Origin of the sequence: Acidocella sp. MX-AZ03, from assembly GCF_027626035.1 — a bacterium.
Taxonomy (GTDB): domain Bacteria; phylum Pseudomonadota; class Alphaproteobacteria; order Acetobacterales; family Acetobacteraceae; genus Acidocella; species Acidocella facilis.
Genome location: NZ_CP110774.1, coordinates 545,261 through 560,930 on the forward strand (window position 1 = coordinate 545,261; position 15,670 = coordinate 560,930).

General features: G+C 64.3%; 17 protein-coding genes and 2 pseudogenes. 12 read left to right on the top strand and 7 right to left on the bottom strand.

Annotation, left to right across the window (positions count from 1 at the left end; all coding sequences use genetic code 11):
• Positions 1 to 35 precede the first annotated feature (35 nt).
• The 5 genes from GT370_RS03095 to GT370_RS03115 all read left to right on the top strand — a co-directional run bounded on the left by GT370_RS03095 (position 36) and on the right by GT370_RS03115 (position 4,396).
• A complete protein-coding gene (locus GT370_RS03095; protein WP_026438881.1) occupies positions 36 to 959 on the top strand; it encodes a ubiquinol oxidase subunit II in 924 nt (307 codons plus the stop codon).
• Positions 960 to 978: 19 nt separating this feature from the next.
• Complete coding sequence (locus GT370_RS03100) at positions 979 to 3,054, top strand: cbb3-type cytochrome c oxidase subunit I (RefSeq protein ID WP_008493269.1); 2,076 nt, start codon at positions 979 to 981, stop codon at positions 3,052 to 3,054.
• Positions 3,054 to 3,677 carry a cytochrome c oxidase subunit 3 gene (locus GT370_RS03105; RefSeq protein WP_008493268.1) on the top strand — a complete coding sequence of 208 codons (624 nt, stop codon included), beginning with the start codon at positions 3,054 to 3,056 and terminating at the stop codon, positions 3,675 to 3,677. The genes GT370_RS03100 and GT370_RS03105 overlap by 1 nt, the downstream gene beginning before the upstream one ends.
• Before the next feature lie 4 nt (positions 3,678 to 3,681).
• Positions 3,682 to 4,065, top strand: coding sequence for a cytochrome o ubiquinol oxidase subunit IV (locus GT370_RS03110; protein ID WP_008493267.1), 384 nt, complete (start codon positions 3,682 to 3,684; stop codon positions 4,063 to 4,065).
• 157 nt (positions 4,066 to 4,222) lie between these two features.
• Positions 4,223 to 4,396, top strand: coding sequence for a hypothetical protein (locus tag GT370_RS03115; RefSeq protein ID WP_008493266.1), 174 nt, complete (start codon positions 4,223 to 4,225; stop codon positions 4,394 to 4,396).
• A 62-nt stretch (positions 4,397 to 4,458) separates the two neighbouring features.
• Here the strand turns inward: GT370_RS03115 and GT370_RS03120 are convergent, their stop codons facing one another.
• From GT370_RS03120 to GT370_RS03145, 7 genes are all read right to left on the bottom strand, one after another.
• Positions 4,459 to 6,240: an acyl-CoA dehydrogenase C-terminal domain-containing protein gene (locus GT370_RS03120; RefSeq protein WP_008493265.1), complete on the bottom strand. Its 1,782-nt coding sequence runs from the start codon at positions 6,238 to 6,240 to the stop codon at positions 4,459 to 4,461.
• Positions 6,241 to 6,251: 11 nt separating this feature from the next.
• The gene (locus tag GT370_RS21195; RefSeq protein ID WP_442865482.1) at positions 6,252 to 6,857 is read right to left on the bottom strand and encodes a hypothetical protein; all 606 of its coding nucleotides are present in this window, start codon (positions 6,855 to 6,857) and stop codon (positions 6,252 to 6,254) included.
• Positions 6,812 to 8,539, bottom strand: a complete 1,728-nt coding sequence (locus GT370_RS03125) for a 3-hydroxyacyl-CoA dehydrogenase NAD-binding domain-containing protein (protein ID WP_442865483.1) — start codon at positions 8,537 to 8,539, stop codon at positions 6,812 to 6,814. Before GT370_RS03125 ends, GT370_RS21195 begins: the two co-directional genes overlap by 46 nt.
• Positions 8,539 to 9,675 carry a thiolase family protein gene (locus tag GT370_RS03130; protein WP_008493263.1) on the bottom strand — a complete coding sequence of 379 codons (1,137 nt, stop codon included), beginning with the start codon at positions 9,673 to 9,675 and terminating at the stop codon, positions 8,539 to 8,541. Before GT370_RS03130 ends, GT370_RS03125 begins: the two co-directional genes overlap by 1 nt.
• Positions 9,672 to 10,154 (bottom strand): MerR family transcriptional regulator, encoded by a 483-nt coding sequence (locus tag GT370_RS03135; RefSeq protein ID WP_008493261.1) that lies wholly within the window; start codon positions 10,152 to 10,154, stop codon positions 9,672 to 9,674. The genes GT370_RS03130 and GT370_RS03135 overlap by 4 nt, the downstream gene beginning before the upstream one ends.
• A gap of 113 nt (positions 10,155 to 10,267) precedes the next feature.
• Complete coding sequence (locus GT370_RS03140; protein WP_270183882.1) at positions 10,268 to 10,591, bottom strand: OmpP1/FadL family transporter; 324 nt, start codon at positions 10,589 to 10,591, stop codon at positions 10,268 to 10,270.
• A complete protein-coding gene (locus GT370_RS03145) occupies positions 10,588 to 11,565 on the bottom strand; it encodes an OmpP1/FadL family transporter (protein ID WP_270183883.1) in 978 nt (325 codons plus the stop codon). The genes GT370_RS03140 and GT370_RS03145 overlap by 4 nt, the downstream gene beginning before the upstream one ends.
• 135 nt (positions 11,566 to 11,700) lie before the next feature.
• Between GT370_RS03145 and GT370_RS03150 the strand changes: the two genes are divergently transcribed.
• From GT370_RS03150 to GT370_RS03180, 7 genes and pseudogenes are all read left to right on the top strand, one after another.
• A complete protein-coding gene (locus GT370_RS03150) occupies positions 11,701 to 12,183 on the top strand; it encodes a DUF2147 domain-containing protein (protein WP_168118396.1) in 483 nt (160 codons plus the stop codon).
• Positions 12,184 to 12,185: 2 nt separating this feature from the next.
• Positions 12,186 to 12,830: an AMP-binding protein gene (locus tag GT370_RS03155; protein WP_270183884.1), complete on the top strand. Its 645-nt coding sequence runs from the start codon at positions 12,186 to 12,188 to the stop codon at positions 12,828 to 12,830.
• Positions 12,749 to 13,341, top strand: a pseudogene (locus GT370_RS03160) (AMP-binding protein); the annotation flags it as partial. The gene GT370_RS03155 and the pseudogene GT370_RS03160, both read left to right, overlap by 82 nt.
• Before the next feature lie 207 nt (positions 13,342 to 13,548).
• A complete protein-coding gene (locus GT370_RS03165) occupies positions 13,549 to 13,842 on the top strand; it encodes an AMP-binding enzyme (protein WP_270184347.1) in 294 nt (97 codons plus the stop codon).
• Positions 13,839 to 13,991 (top strand): hypothetical protein, encoded by a 153-nt coding sequence (locus GT370_RS03170; protein ID WP_270183885.1) that lies wholly within the window; start codon positions 13,839 to 13,841, stop codon positions 13,989 to 13,991. Before GT370_RS03165 ends, GT370_RS03170 begins: the two co-directional genes overlap by 4 nt.
• A pseudogene (locus tag GT370_RS03175) lies at positions 13,991 to 14,361 on the top strand (thioesterase family protein). Before GT370_RS03170 ends, GT370_RS03175 begins: the two are co-directional and overlap by 1 nt.
• A gap of 66 nt (positions 14,362 to 14,427) precedes the next feature.
• A complete protein-coding gene (locus tag GT370_RS03180; RefSeq protein ID WP_008493255.1) occupies positions 14,428 to 15,633 on the top strand; it encodes an MFS transporter in 1,206 nt (401 codons plus the stop codon).
• Positions 15,634 to 15,670 lie beyond the last annotated feature (37 nt).

A 15,670-nucleotide genomic window follows, 5' to 3' on the forward strand; every position in this document is an offset into this window, starting at 1 on the left:
GTGCGGGAGGTGGAAATCTTAGACGCGAGGCAGCCTTGAGACTGAAACCCTATCTCGCTCTGCTCCCCATGCTGGCGCTGGCCGCCTGCGCCTCGAGCGGAGACTACCTGCTGTTCCACCCGGAGAATCTGATCGCCACCCAGGAATGGCACGCCACGATCGTCGATACGGTCGTGATGATGCTGGTCATTCTGCCGGTGCTGCTGGTGATTGTCTGGTTCGGCTGGCGCTATCGCGCCGGCGCCAACGCCAAGCACGACCCGGATTGGTCGCACAACACGGCGCTGGAATTGCTGGTGTGGGGCGTGCCGCTGCTCATCGTCGGCGGGCTTGGCTGGTACACGGTGAAAACCTTGTACGCGATCGAGCCGTACAACCCCGGGTTGCTGCAGAAGCAGATCGCCGCGGACCCGCAGAATGTCCTGCATGTCGATGTCATCGCCACCGACTGGCAGTGGATTTTCGTCTATCCGCAGCAGAAGATCGCCACCATCGACCAGCTGGTCGTCCCGCAGGGTGCCGTGGTGAAGTTCAACCTGACCTCCGCCTCCGTCTCAAACGACATCTATGTGCCGCAGCTGCTGCCGATGATCGCGGTGATGCCGGGCATGCGCACCAAGGACACGTTCGACGCGCCCAAGCTCGGCCAATGGACCGGCTTCGCCGCCGATTTCTCCGGTGCCGGCTTCTCCTGGATGCAGTTCGACACCAAGATCGTCTCCCCGGCTGATTTCACCGCCTGGGTGCAGAAAGCGGCCGCCAGCCCGGATCAGCTGAGCTATGCCACTTTCCAGAAACTGGCCCAGCCGCACGCCAATATCGGCGCCAAGATCTCCTATTTCTCCAACCCCGATCCGCAACTCTTCGACAAGGTCGTGGCCGCGGCGCAGGCCGGCGTGGTCTATCCCGTCTCGGCCGCTCTCACCAAGAGCATCGCCTCCAACGAGACCGAGAAGTAGCGCGAAGGAAGGTTAGATCATGCAAGTACACGTTCCCGGTCCTTGGTCGCCGCTCTTCGGCCGCCTCACGCTGGATCAGATCCCGTATAATATCCCCATCCTGCAATATACCTTCGCGGGCGCCATGCTGGCCGCCATCGTGGTCATCGGCGCGGTGCTCTACTTCAAGAAAGTCGGGTATTTCTGGCGCGAATGGCTGACCACGGTCGATCATAAGAAGATCGGCGTGATGTATATCGTCATCGGCCTGGTCATGCTCTTCCGCGGCTTCGCCGACGGTTTGCTGATCCGCACCCAGCAGGTGCTGGCCAACGGCCCGAATGCCCCTGGCTATATGGGCGCACAGCACGGCTTCCTGCCGCCCTTCCATTTCGACCAGGTCTATTCCGCGCACGGGACCATCATGATCCTGTTCGCCGCCACCCCCATCCTCACCGGCTTCCAGAATATCGTGGTGCCGTTGCAGCTGGGCGCGCGCGACATGGCCTTCCCTTACATGAACGCGCTGTCGCTCTGGCTCACCGCCGGGGCCGCCGGGCTGGTCATGCTCTCGCTGTTCGTGGGTGACTTCTCGGCCGCCGGCTGGGTCGGTCTGATCCCGCTGACCGAGCTGCCCTATTCCCCCTCCACCGGTGTCGATTACTGGATGTGGGCGATTCAGATCTCCTCTGTCGGCACCACGCTGAACGCGATCAATATGATCGTCACCATCGTGGAAATGCGCGCCCCGGGGATGACCTGGTTCCGCATGCCGATTTTCAGCTGGACGACGCTCTCCACCAACATCATCGGCCTCACCGCCTTCCCGGTGTTGGGTGTTGCGTTGGCGCTGCTGGGTGCGGACCGTTATCTGGGCACGCATTTCTTCACCGCCGGCATGGGCGGCAACCTGATGCTGTATACCAACCTGTTCTGGCTCTGGGGCCATCCGGAGGTGTACTTCCTGATTCTGCCGGTGTTCGGCATCCTCTCCGAGGTCGTGCCGACCTTCTGCGAGAAGCCGCTCTTTGGCTATGTCACCATGGTCGCGGCCTCCTTCGCCATCGCCGGCGTATCCTGGGTGGTGTGGCTGCATCACTTCTTCACCATGGGGGCGGGGCCGGACATTAACGGCTTCTTCTCCGTCGCCACCATGCTGGTCGGCATCCCCACCGGCGTGAAGGTGTTCAACTGGGCCTTCACCATGTATCGCGCCCGCATCACCTATACGGTGCCGATGCTGTGGGCGATGTTCGGGCTGTTCCTGCTGCTGGCCGGCGGCCTCACCGGCATGATGCTGGCGATCCCGGCGGTGAACTATACGGTGCATGACTCGGTGTTCGTCATCGCGCATTTCCACTGCATGGTGCTGCTGGTCGTCGCCGCCGCCTTCGCTGGCGTCTCCTACTGGTTCCCGAAAGTGTTCGGTTTCAGGCTCGATGAGAGCTGGGGCAAGGCCTTCTTCTGGACCTTCTCCATCGCCACGCTCATCGTCTTCACCGCGATGTTCGCGCTGGGCTTCGAGGGCGAAACCCGCCGTCTGGACTGGACCTTCAACACGGCCTGGAAGCCGATGCTGGTGGTCGAGGAAATCGGCATGATCCTGTATGTGATCTCGCTGGCCTGCTTCGCGCTGATGCTGGTCTTCTCCATCGTCAACCGCAAGAAGAACGCGGCCGGCGCGGATGCCTGGGGCACCTCGCGCACGCTGGAATGGCTCACCCCCTCGCCGGTGCCGTTCTATAATTTCGCGGTGACGCCGCAGGTGAACACCCGCGACGAGCTGGCCTGGCGCCGCAAGCACGGGCTGGACAAGGCGCAGCCCGAACATTTCGAGGCCATCCATATGCCGAGCAATACCGGGATGCCGTTCGTCATCGGCATGCTGGCCGCGGTCTGGGGCTTCGCGATGATCTGGCGCATCTGGTGGCTGGCGGCGATTTCGCTGACGGCGCTGATCGTCTGCGTGATCATCCGCTCCTTCTACAAGAATGAGGGCTATCATCTGCAGCCGGAAGAGATCGCGGCGATGGAGCGTGACCTCGCTCTGGGCTCGGTTGTCTCCGAACAGCCGGACCGTTCCCACCACCATTATTCTCACGTGGAGGCGCATTAATGGCCCACCAAGCGGCACCTGACGCGAATACGCGCCTCTTCGCGCCCGGCTTTGCGGGGCATAGCCAGATTTCCGCCCGTACGCTGGGCTTCTGGCTCTATATGCTCAGCGACGCGCTGCTGTTCACGGCGTTGTTCGCCGCCTATGCGGTGCTCGACACCCCGATGAACGCCGCCGGCGGGCCGATCGCCACCCAGATCGTCAACCCGGTCGAGGGCTTCTGGCAGACCATCGCCATCCTCGGCTCCGTCACCGCCTACAGCCTTGCCACCGTGGCGCTGAAAACCGGCAACCGCGCCGGTGTCATGCTCGGCATCGTCGCCGCGATGGTGCTGGCGGTGGTGTTCCTGGGTTTTGGCTTCAACGATCTGGCGACGCTGACCGCCCAGGGCAACGGCATGGACCGCTCGGGCTATCTCTCGGCCTATTTCGTGCTGATCCTGACCCATGCCATCCACATGCTGTTCGGGCTGCTCTGGATGCTGGTAATGCTGGTGCAGATCCCGCGCGACGGCTTCAATGAGATGGTGGTGGCGCGGCTTTTGAACCTGCGCATGTTCTGGCAGTTCCAGGCCACCGTCTGGGTTTGCGTTTACATCTATGTCTATATGATTGGAGCCTGATCAGATGGCTGGTTCTCATTCCGATCCGCTGGCGCATCCGGAAGTCCGCATGGGCGGTGCGATGCGCTATATCGCCGGCTTCATCAGCACAGTGGCGCTGATGGGGGCGGCCCTCATCGTCACGCTGCGTCACGACATGGGCTATGAAACCTATGTCGAGGTCGTCGGCGGTCTGGCGGCGCTGGCGCTGCTCTCCCAGGCGGTGCTGTTCTACGGGCTGGATATTTCCCGGGCGCAGATCTGGAAGAGCGTCTCGCTGATCCTCACCGTGCCGCTGTTCATCATCACCGTTGGCCTGACCGTGTGGATGTTCCAGTCTCTGGATCAGCGCACCATGGTGATGCCCAACAGCGCGGCCGCCGCCACCCAGCCGACGCTGCTGCAGTAACCCCGGACATTTCCGGTCGATCAAACCCCGGCGGGCGAAGGCCCGCCGGGGTTTTTTCATGCGCGCAGGGGCGCGGGAGAGCGATTTTGCCGCCTTCGCTTGCATGAGCCGGCCGCACGCCTACCTGTAGGGGCAAGCGAAATGTCAGGAGGAGCAGATGCCCTGGACCGCGAAAGACGCCGAACGCCATACCCATAAGGCCAATAGCGAAACGCTGCGCGCCCTCTGGGTAAAGATCGCGAATGAGACATTGGAGCGCACAGGCGATGAAGGACGGGCGATCCGCGAAGCCAACGCGGTGGTCGCCCGCCAGTCAGACGAGACGAAATAGAGCGAGACGGGCCTGCACCCGCTCGCTCTATTTATGGTTTAGCCAGAAATTTTGTGCGTGCTTTAGAAGGCTTCATCCTCCAGCGCCATCATCGCGGCCTTACCGGATTTGATGGAGGCCAGCAGGGCGCCAACTTGCGGCAGGATGCGCTCGATGAAAAACCGCGCCGTCACCAGCTTGGTCTTGTAGAAACCGGCATCCGCCCCGGCATCGGCCAGCTTGCCGGTGGCGATCTTGGCGCTGCGCAGCCACATGAAGCCCAACGCCACCAGCCCGAACAGGCGCAGATATTCGGTGGCCGCCGCCCCGGCTTCCTCAGGATCCTTCAGCGCCTTTTCGGCGATGAAGGAGGTGGCGAGCTGCAACGCCCCGAAGCCGCGGGCAAAGCCCTGCACCAGCTTGCCAATGCCCGGATCATTCTGGTTTTCATCAATGAATTCCTGCACCGGATGGAAGAAGCGGCGCAGGCCGCGGCCCATATTCGCCGGCATCTTGCGCCCCACCAGATCCAGCGCCTGGATGCCGTTGGTGCCTTCATAGATCATCGCGATACGCGAATCCCGCACCAGCTGCTCCATGCCATGGTCGCGGATATAGCCATGGCCGCCATAGGTCTGCACTGCCAGATTGGCGCTTTCGAAGCCGAGATCGGTAAACAGCGCCTTCACGATCGGCGTCATGACCGCGATGAATTCCTCAGCCTCCGCCTTGGCTTTTTCATCGCCCGAACGCTCGGCGATATCCATGACCCCGGCCACCCAGACGCCCAGCGCCCGGCAGCCTTCATTATAGGCGCGCATGGTCATCAGATTGCGGCGGATGTCCGGATGCACGATGATCGGGTCGGCCGCCTTCTCGGGATATTTCGCCCCTGCGAGGGAGCGGCCCTGCAACCTGTCCTTCGCGTAGGCGACCGCGCCCTGGTAGGCGGCCTCGCCAATCCCCAGACCTTGCGTGCCGACCGAGAGACGTTCGGAATTCATCATCACGAACATCGCCTGCATGCCCTTATGTGGGGCGCCGACGAGCCAGCCTTTGGCATCGTCGAAATTCATCTGGCAGGTGGCGGAGGCCTTGATGCCCATCTTATGCTCGATGGCGGCGCAGGAGACGCCGTTGCGCGCCCCCGGCTTGCCGTTTTCATCCGGCAGGAATTTCGGCACCAGAAACAGCGAGATGCCCTTCACCCCGGAAGGCGCATCCGGCAGCCTGGCCAGCACCAGATGGATGATGTTCTCCGCCATATCATGCTCGCCGGCGGAGATGAAGATTTTCGATCCCGTCAGGCTGTAGCTGCCATCCTCCTGCGGGATGGCTTTCGTGCGCAGCAGCCCGAGATCGGTGCCGCAATGCGGCTCGGTCAGGCACATCGTGCCCGCCCATTCGCCCGAAACCATCTTCGGCAGGTAGAAATCCTTCAGCTCATCCGAGGCATGGCTCTTCATCGCCAGATAGGCGCCATGGGTGAGGCCGGGATAGAGGCCGAAGGAGATATTGCAGGCGCAGATCATCTCCTCCACCAGCTTCGCCACCGTCTCCGGCAGGCCCTGGCCGCCATAGGCCGGGTCGGCGTTCAGCGCGCCCCAGCCGGCCTCGTTGAAGGCGGCGTAGGCTTCCTTGAACCCCTTCGGCGTGCGCACCACGCCGTTTTCATAATGGCAGCCTTCCTCATCGCCGGAGGCGTTGAGCGGCAGCAGCACTTCGGAACAGAATTTTCCGGCTTCCTCCAGCACGGTGTCCAGCAGCTCGGGCGTGAATTCCTCATGGCCGGGCAGGGCAGGGGCGGGGTGCAGCTCGTGCAGCACAAAGCGCATGTCCCGCAGCGGGGCGGTGTAAGTTTGCATGGCTCGTCTCCTTAGTTGCGCAGCGGCTTGCCGGTGGTGAGCATCGTTTCGATGCGCGCCAGCGTGCCGTCCTTGCGGATCAACCGGGTGAAGGCGCCGCGTTCCAGCGCCAGAATATCGGCCTCGCTCGGCCGGTCGATGATGTCCGCCTCGCCGCCGCTGAGCACGGTGGCAAGCTCGCCCGCCACCACCTCGTCATACGGTGTGGCCAGGCCCTTCTTGCGGAATTCCTTCACCGCCATGCCAAAGCCGACACGCCCATCCTCGCCGGGGAGCTGGTAGGTTGGCGGCTCCGGCGCGGCGTAGGCTTCCACCAGTGTCAACGCCTTGGCCTTGGCATCGGCCAGCAGCCGGTAGCGGTTCATGGTGATGCCGTCGCCCTCGCGTAGGAACAGAAGCTCCTTGGCATTGGCAGCGGATTTGCTGACCGTGGCGGTGGAGACCATCTCGAACACCTTGGCCGCCGCCGGCATCGGGCCTTTCGGCATGGTCTTGGCGCCCTGATAGCGCGCCAGCATTTCCGTGCAGCCGCCCCAGGCCGGCACCAGCCCGACGCCGCATTCCACCAGTCCTATATAGGTCTCCGCATGCGCCTGCACCGCCGAGGCATGCAGCACGATCTCGCAGCCGCCCCCAGCGCCATGCCGAACGGTGCGGCCACGCTGGGGAAGGGGGCGTATTTCAGCGCCTTGAAAGTCTTTTGGCCACTGGCCACGAGTTTCTCAATCTCGCCCCAGGCGGCGATGTTGGCGGCAAACAACGCCAGCCCCAGATTGGCGCCGACAGAGAAATGCGCGCCTTCATTATAGATCACCAGCGCCTTGTGGTTCTGCGGCACCAGCTCGATCGCCTTGCCGAGCAGTTCGAGATTCTGCGCATCCCAGCTATTGCTCTTCGAGGTCAGCTCGAAGCATAGCACGCCATTGCCAATATCCCACAGGCTGGCCGAGGCGTTCTTCAGCAGCGGCTTCGTCGCGCGCTTGATGTCTTCGAGCATCAGCACGCCTTCGGGGCGGTGCAGCTCATGGTAGGCATCATCCAGCCCGAGATACAGCCGTTTGGCGCCATCCAGCTTGTAAAAGCTCTGGCCGCGCGCGGCATCCAGCAAAGCCGGCAGCTTCATGCCATCCTTGGCCAGCTTCTCCGCCAGCCAATCCGCGCCGATCTTGTCGATCAGCTCGAACGGCCCCAGCTTCCAGTTATAGCCCAGCCGCATCGCCTCATCGATGGCGTGCACATCATCGGCCGCCTCCGGCAGCAGCGACGCCGCGTAGGCGAGCGTCGGCCCCATCACCCGCCAGGCATAGGCCGAATTTTCCAGCAGCTTGCGCAGATCCCGCCCGTCCGGCGTCGCCGCCTTGCGCACCGGCCGGTAGGCGCCGCTGGCGAGGTCGATCGCCTCGCGCCCCTTCGCGCCTTTGCGGTAGAACCCGCCTTTGCCCTTGCGGCCGATATTGCCCTCCGCGATCATCGTCTTGATCAGCGGAATATCCTTGTTGGTGGCGTGAAAGGCGTCGCTCTTTGGCAGGCTGCCGGCGAGGCTGGCATTGATATGCGGCATCAGATCCAGCCCGACCAGATCGATCAAGCCGAACACACCGGTCTTCGGAATCCCGAAGGGCCGGCTCATGATCGCGTCGGCCTCCTCCACGGTCAGCCCCAGCTCCATCGCCTCGACCACGCCGGTCTGCAGCCAGAACACGCCGAGCCGGTTGGCGATGAAGCCCGGTGAATCTTTCGCGCTCACCACGCTCTTGCCCAGCATCAGATCGGCAAAACGCGCCACGGCCTGCGCCAGCTTCGCATCCGTCTCAGGCCCGCTCACCAGCTCCAGCAACCGCATATAGCGCGGCGGGTTGAAGAAATGCGTGATCAGGAAGTCGCGCTTGAAACTCTCTGGCATCCCCTCGGTGAGTTTGGCCAGCGGAATGGTGGAGGTGTTGGAGGAGACAGCACTTCCCGGTTTGCGCACCGCGTCGATTTTCTTATAGAGCGCCTGCTTCAGATCCAGCCGCTCGATGATCGCCTCGACGATCCAGTCGCAGCTCGCAAGCTGCGCCAGATCATCCTCCAGATTGCCCGGCGTCACCAGCTTCGCGGCGCGGCTGGACATGAACGGCGCCGGATCCGTCTTCAACATTTTCGCAATGGCGCCTTCGGCCAGCGCGTTGCGGTTGGGTGTGCCCTCTTTCACGATATCCAACAGCAATACCGGCACGCCGGCATTGGCGAATTGCGCGGCAATCGCCGCCCCCATGGTTCCGGCGCCGATGATTGCGGCCTTGCGGATGCTCTCCATCACACGCGCTCCAGCACGGTGGCGATGCCCTGGCCGCCGCCGATGCATTGCGTCGCCAGCGCATAACGCCCGCCAGTGCGCACGAGCAATGATGCCGCCTTGCCGGTGATGCGCGCCCCGGTGGCGCCCAGCGGATGGCCAAGGGCGATGGCGCCGCCATCGATATTCACTTTCGCCGCATCCAGCCCGAGATCCCGGATACAGGCCAGAGACTGCGAGGCGAAGGCCTCATTCAGCTCCACCACATCGAGATCGCTCACGGAAATCCCCGCCCGCGCCAGCGCTTTTTTCGAGGCCGCGACAGGGCCGATGCCCATGATCTCCGGCGCGCAGCCAGCGGTGGCGCTGGCGAGAATGCGCGCCAGCGGCTTCAGCCCATGCTTGGCGGCGTAATCCGCGCTGCACACCAGCACGGCGGAGGCGCCATCGGTCAGCGGCGAGGAGGTGCCGGCGGTGACACTGCCCTCGGTGCTGAAGGCTGGTTTGAGCCCGGCCAGGGTCTCGGCGCTGGTCTCCGGCCGCGGGCAGCCATCCCGCTCCACCATGCCGGCCTTGGAGGTGATCGGCACGATCTCCTCGCGCAACCGCCCTTCGGCGATGGCGGCGGCGGCGCGCTTCTGGCTCTCCACCGCGAAGGCTTCCTGCTCAGCCCGCGAAATATTCCATTTCGCCGCGACATTCTCGGCGGTCTCGCCCATGCCCATATAGGCGGCGGGCAGCTTGGCATAGAGGCCAGGGTTGGGCAGCGGGTTATAGCCGCCCATCGGCACCCGGCTCATGCTCTCCACCCCGGCGGCGATGAAGGCCTCGCCCGCCCCGGCAGCGATATGCCCGGCGGCGATATGGATCGCCTGCATCGAGGAGCCGCAGAAATGATTGACCGTATAGCCGCCGACCGATTGCGGCAGGCCGGCATTCAAACCCACCAGCCGCGCCAGGTTCAGCCCCTGCTCGCCTTCCGGGAAGGCGCAGCCGAGAATCACGGCTTCCAGATCCGCCGTATTCAGCGAGAGCCGTGCCACCAGACCGGCAATGGTCTCGGCGGCGAGATCGTCCGGCCGCACGCGCGCCAGCGCGCCTTTGGCAGCCAGGGTAAAGGGCGAGCGGGCGTAGCCCGCGATGACGGCTTGGGTCAATTTGATCTCCCGATCGTTTTGGCGGCGCGGGCCGGTTTCCTGGCCACGCCTGATTTGGGTTCGGTTTTCGGCGCCGGCGGCGGGGCCTGGATCGTCCCCAGCCTCTCCAGCACCGTCTGGCATTGCAGCTCGATGCCGCGCAGCTCATTCAATGTCTGTTCCAGCGCCACGCGCTGATCCTCAAGCTTCTGGATGCGATGATGCACGGCCTTCAGCAGCTGCTTGGTTTGCTGGCCCTGGGTCGGATCGACATCGTAAAGCTCGATATATTCCTTGATCTCCTTGATCGAGAAACCCAGCCGCTTGCCGCGCAGGATCAGGATCATGCGGGCCCGGTCGCGCTGGGAATAGACGCGGTTATTGCCGATGCGCCGCGGCGTGAGCAGCCCCTGCGCCTCGTAGAAATGCAGCGTGCGCACGGTGATCCCAAGCTCGGCGCCGAGTTGCGTGACGGTATAGAGCGGATCCTGGTGCGACATGGGCCTCCATCACGCCGGACACCTGGAAGGGCCGGTCGTCATTTTGTCTCGGTTGCGCCCGGGCGGCGTTTTGCCGCCCGGTGAAACTCAGAACTTCATCGTCACGCCAGCGGTCACGGAATTATCCGAGGCGCTGTAATTGCCGACCAGCGTGCCGCTGGGGTGGGCAGCGAGCTTGACGCGGTGGTGTTGACGCTGCCGCCCGGGGTGAAGACATGGCCATAAGCGAGCTGGAAGGTCGTCGCCGGGGTCAGCTTATATTGCGCGCCGACGCCGATATCGTAATGGTTGGCATCGGGCACGCGCGAGGTGCGGTTGCTGTCCGTCACCGGCGACTGGTCGAAGGCAAAGCCCGCCTGCAGCATCAGCCGTTCGCTGAGCTGATAATTCGCGCCGATGCCGGCGAACCAGGTATTATGCCAGTTCTCGTTGATCACCGTGCCCGGCGCGCCGTTGGTGGGGTGACATGGAGGCTGTTGAACAGCGCCCAATGCGTCCATTGCAGGCTGCCCATCAGCGCCAGCCGGTCATTCACCTGGTGATAGATGCCAACCCCGATCGAATCCGGCAGGGTGATGGAGGTGGTGGCACGGCTGTTTTCCGCCCCCAGCAGCGCCACCGTCGCCGGGCTCAGCGCGGAATAGATCGGCGGGGTGGAGATGCTCTGGGTGCCGGTGATGTTGTGGCGGATGCGCGAATGGTAATCCACGCCGATGCGCGTCGCGTCATCGAGCTGATACATCATACCGATATTATAGCCGACGCCGAGATCGCTGCCATGCACATCGGCGAAGGGATCCTGCCCGGTGGCGGCACTCAGCACCGGCACGTTCAGCGCCTGGGTGAGGCGGGCATGGAAATATTCGAACACCGGCCCGCCGCCGATGGAGAAATGGTTGTTCACCTTATAGGAAATCGACGGGCTGAAATCGATGCCGGTGATGCTGGAGACCAGACTCTGATAGCGGCCGACGAAATTGGTGGGGTAGGAGGTGCGCTCGCCATACGGGTTGGTGACGGAGAAGCCCACCCGCCAATCCGGCCCCAGCACCAGCACGCCGAACATCGCGCCCGAGGCCGCCGGGGTGACGGCATTGCCGCCCTGCACGCCGCGCACCGTGCCGCCGGTCAACGGGTCGGTGTTATAGCCGCTGAAGCTGGCGGACGGGCCGATATAGCTGACATTGCCGTCAATCTCGTCCTGGTTCAGCAGCGCCATGCCGGCCGGGTTGGTCCAGGCGGTGGAGGCGTCATAGGCTTTCGCCTCGCCGCCGACAAAGGCGTTGCCCAGCCAGTCGGCGGAGCCCTCACGCAGGCCAAAGCCGGAGGCCCGCGCCGTGGGCGCCGCGGCGAGGGCGCACAAGGCGCTCGCCGCCAGAAGATAAGGCCTGATCGCTGTTGTTTTTTTCATGATACCGCTTTCCTCCTCAGCTTTCTTTCTAGGGCCAGGTCCCGTGTGCGTCTTTGCCGTCACGCCGCGTCTTTATTGTTGAATAGAGTCGTTACCTGACGTATTGTGTATGTTAAATACCAAAAAGGGATGGAAATGCAAGCATTCACTTTCCGCCGCCTGGCGATTTTTCTTCCGGCGCTCGCCGCCGGGGCGCTGTTGGGCGCCCCGGCCAGCGCGCAGCCCTCGCCGCAAGGCTGGTGGCTGGACCAGACCGGCAAGGCCGGAATCGAGATCGCGCCGTGCGGTGCTGATCTCTGTGGCAAAATCGAATGGCTGCGCGCGCCGCTGGATGCGCAGGGCAAGCCCAAGACCGATATTCACAACAGCAATGCGGCGCTGCAAAACCGCCCGCTCTGCGGCCTGCCGATTCTCGGCCGCTTCACCCCGGATGGGCCGGGCAGTTGGAAAGGCGGCTGGATCTACGATCCCGAAAACGGCAAAACCTATAAATCGGTGATGCATCTGGCCGCCGACGGCACGCTGCATGTGCGCGGCTATGTCGGCATCCCGCTGCTCGGCCGCTCCGAAACCTGGACCCGTCTGCCGGCTCCGCCCACCCCCTGCGCGGGAGGCTGAGCATGCTGCAATTCGATAGCCGTCACGGCAGCATCCCGGCGGTGCCGGTGCACGCGCTGCTGGAGCGCGCCGTGGCGCAATGGCCGCAGATCACCGCTTTGGATTTCCTGGGCAAGCGCACGAGCTATGCCGAGCTTGGCCGGCTGGTGGCGCGCGCCGCCGCCGGGTTTCAGCGGCTGGGGGTGGAGAAGGGCACGCGCGTGGCGCTCTGCCTGCCGAACACGCCTTATTATGTCATCTGCTATTTCGCCATCCTGCAGGCGGGCGGCATCGTGGTGAATCTCAGCCCGCTTTATGTCGAGCGCGAGCTGCGGCATTTTCTGAAAGATAGCGGCGCGCGGATCGCCGTGACGCTCGATGTCGCGGAGCTGTATAACAAATTCGCCCCCATCGTCGCCGATGGCGGGCTGGACCATCTCATCGTCGGCTCGATGCTGGAGAGCCTGGATGTCGTCAAACGCTGCGGCTTCTGGCTGACGCGGCGCAAGAGCCTGGCACGGCTGCCGGCGGATGCGCGGGTGGTGCGGTTTGCAGAACTTGGGGCGGGCGCGGGGCGCCGCGCCCGGTGCCGTGCGATCCCCAGACCGACATCGCGGTGCTGCAATATACCGGCGGCACCACCGGCATCCCGAAAGCGGCGATGCTGAGCCACGCCAATCTCTCCGCCAATTGCGCCCAGGTGGATCGCCGCCTGCCCGAGATCGAGGCCGGTGCTGGCATGCTCACGCTGGTGCCGCTTTTCCATGTGCTGGCGATGACGGTGGCGATGAATCTTTCGGTGCTGCTCGGCCTCACCATGATCCTGTTGCCGCGCTATGACAAAGCCTTGCTGCGCAAGACGCTGGCACGCACCCGCCCGCTCTTCTTCCCGGCGTGCCGACCATCTATGCCAATATCAACGAGGCGGCGGCGAAGGAGAAATGGGAGCTGGCCTCCATCCGCTTCTGCGTCTCCGGCGCGGCGCCGCTGCCGGCGGAAATCCGCACCCAGTTCGAGGCGCTGACCGGCTGTCAGCTGGTCGAGGGCTACGGGCTTTCCGAGGCCTCGCCGGTGGTCGCCTGCAATATCTTCGGCGCGGTGCGCGATGGCTCCATCGGCCTGCCGGTGGAGGGAACCATTGTCGAAATCCGTGGGCTGGACGATCCCTCCCGCGTGCTGCCGCCTGGTGAGCTGGGGGAGGTTTGCGTGCGCGGCCCACAAGTGATGCTGGGCTATTGGAACCGCCCGGACGAGACCGCGAAGGTGATGGTGGAGGGCGCGCTGCGCACCGGCGATGTAGGCTATATCGACGCGGATGGCTATATCTTCCTGGTCGATAGGATCAAGGATCTGATCATCTCCGGCGGCTATAACGTCTATCCGCGGATGGTGGAGGAGGCGCTCTACCGGCATCCGGCTGTGCATGAGGCGGTGGTGATCGGCATTCCGGACGCCAGGCGCGGCCAGGTGCCGAAAGCCTATGTGACGCTGCATGAAGGGGCCAGCCTCACCGAGGCAGAGCTGCAGTCCTTCCTCGAGGATCATCTCTCCCCGGTGGAACGGCCCAAGCGCATCGAATTCCGTGCCAGCCTGCCGAAAACCGTGGTCGGCAAGCTCTCGCGCAAGGATCTGGTGGCGGAGGAGCAGGCCGCTGTGGCACAGGCCAAGGCCGCGTCATGAATCTGATCTTCCGGCTGCTATGCGTCATCCTTGGCGCCTGGCGCGGCAAGGCGCTGGGCTGGAGGAGGTCTCGCGGGTGTGCTTCCGGGTCTGGCCGCTGGATCTCGATCTCAACCTGCATCTCACCAATTCCCGCTATCTGGCGCTGATGGATCTCGGCCGCACGGATCTGATCCTGCGCTCAGGCGTGTGGCGGGCGATGCGCGCGCAGCGCCTGGGGGTGGTGCTGGGGGCTCCGCCTTGCGCTTTCGCCGCCCGCTCGCCCCTTTCGCGCGCTTCACGCTGGAGACGCGTCTGCTCGGCTGGGATGAGCGCTGGATGTATGTGGAGCAGGTTTTCATCGGGCCGGAGGGCATCGCCTGCAAGGCGGCGATGCGCGCCGGCTTCGTGAAAGCCGGCAAGCTGGTGCCGCCGGGCCCGGTGCTGGCCGGGCTGCGCCCTGACGCGGCGGCGTACGGGCCGCCCGCCCCCAGCTGGGCCTTGGATTGGGCGGCTCTGGAGGCGCAATTCGCGGGGTGAGGTTGTGCCCGCCGCATGGCCGGCGGAATGTACGGGTTGGTCCAAACCGCCTAATAAAGCCGCGCCATGACCGCCCCCAAGCCGCACCCGGATAGCCTGACCAAAGGCCAGCGCACCCTGCGCATTCTGCCCGTCGCCCTGCTCAACGGCATCAATTATCTGCTGATCGGCCTGCCGCTGGCGGTGTTTCCGAGCCTGGTGCATTTCAAATTGGGCTATAGCGCCGCCCTGGCCGGGGCCATCATCAGCCTGCAATATGCCGCCACACTGGTCAGCCGCTCATTGGCCGGGCGGATTTCGGACACGCGTGGCGCAAAAACCATCGTCATCTTTGGTCTGGTCTTTGGCGCGCTGAACGGGCTTTGCATCCTCATCGCCAGCTTCTGCCACACGCCGCTGGTGATTCTGCTCTGGCTGGGGGCAAGCCGGCTGCTGCTGGGCATTGCCGAGAGCGGCACCGGCACGGGCTGCGTCACCTGGAATATCGGCCGGGTCGGCAGCGCCGCCACCGCCGAGGTGATCTCCTGGAACGGCGTCTCCTCCTATGGCGGCATCGCGGCGGGCGCGCCTCTGGGCGTGCTGCTGGCGGGCTGGGGCGGGCTGCATCTGCTCGGCGCGGTGGCGGTGGTGCTGCCTCTGGTCGGCCTCTATTTCACCGGCAGGATCCCGGCTGTGCCACCGCTGGTGGGCGCGGTGCGGATGAGCGCCTGGCGCGTGGTCCGGCAGATGACCCCTTACGGGCTGGCGCTGGCCGGCGGCTCTTTTGGTTTTGGCATCATCGTCGCGTTCATGGCGCTCTATTATGTCGCCCATGGCTGGGAGGGGGCGTCGTTGGCGCTCACCGCCTTCGGGGTCAGCTTCGTGCTGGTGCGCATTGTCCTGGCCGGGGCGATCGGCCGGTTCGGTGGGTTTCGCGCGGCTCTGGTCTCATTCATGGTGGAGGCGGCGGGGCTGGCGCTGATCTGGCTGGCCCCGGCGCCGCTGATCGCGCTGCTTGGCGCATCGTTGGCCGGGTTCGGGTTCTCGCTGGTGTTTCCAGCCTTGGCGGTGGAGGCGCTGCACCCGGTCGCCGCCGGCAGCCGCGGGGCGGCGATTGGCATCTATACCGTGTTCATGGATATCGCGATGGGCCTCACCGGCCCACTGGCCGGGCTGGTGGCGGCGCAACTGGGCTATCCGACGGTGTTCCTGCTCGGGTTGCTGATTGTGCTGGGCGCGCTGACACTGACCTGGAAGCTGCGCCAGGCGGTGCTGATGAAAGGCATCGGCTAAAAGCGAGCAAAAGTTTTTTGGCGATGTGGGGAGCTTT

Bases quoted from the DNA above. Each gene is read 5' to 3' on its own strand.
- GT370_RS03100 (WP_008493269.1), top strand. From the start codon at position 979: ATGCAAGTACACGTTCCCGGTCCTTGGTCGCCGCTCTTCGGCCGCCTC.
- GT370_RS03105 (WP_008493268.1), top strand. From the start codon at position 3,054: ATGGCCCACCAAGCGGCACCTGACGCGAATACGCGCCTCTTCGCGCCC.
- GT370_RS03110 (WP_008493267.1), top strand. From the start codon at position 3,682: ATGGCTGGTTCTCATTCCGATCCGCTGGCGCATCCGGAAGTCCGCATG.
- GT370_RS03115 (WP_008493266.1), top strand. From the start codon at position 4,223: ATGCCCTGGACCGCGAAAGACGCCGAACGCCATACCCATAAGGCCAAT.
- GT370_RS03120 (WP_008493265.1), bottom strand. From the start codon at position 6,240: ATGCAAACTTACACCGCCCCGCTGCGGGACATGCGCTTTGTGCTGCAC.
- GT370_RS03125 (WP_442865483.1), bottom strand. From the start codon at position 8,539: ATGGAGAGCATCCGCAAGGCCGCAATCATCGGCGCCGGAACCATGGGG.
- GT370_RS03135 (WP_008493261.1), bottom strand. From the start codon at position 10,154: ATGTCGCACCAGGATCCGCTCTATACCGTCACGCAACTCGGCGCCGAG.
- GT370_RS03145 (WP_270183883.1), bottom strand. From the start codon at position 11,565: ATGAAAAAAACAACAGCGATCAGGCCTTATCTTCTGGCGGCGAGCGCC.
- GT370_RS03150 (WP_168118396.1), top strand. From the start codon at position 11,701: ATGCAAGCATTCACTTTCCGCCGCCTGGCGATTTTTCTTCCGGCGCTC.
- GT370_RS03155 (WP_270183884.1), top strand. From the start codon at position 12,186: ATGCTGCAATTCGATAGCCGTCACGGCAGCATCCCGGCGGTGCCGGTG.
- GT370_RS03165 (WP_270184347.1), top strand. From the start codon at position 13,549: ATGGTGGAGGAGGCGCTCTACCGGCATCCGGCTGTGCATGAGGCGGTG.
- GT370_RS03170 (WP_270183885.1), top strand. From the start codon at position 13,839: ATGAATCTGATCTTCCGGCTGCTATGCGTCATCCTTGGCGCCTGGCGC.
- GT370_RS03180 (WP_008493255.1), top strand. From the start codon at position 14,428: ATGACCGCCCCCAAGCCGCACCCGGATAGCCTGACCAAAGGCCAGCGC.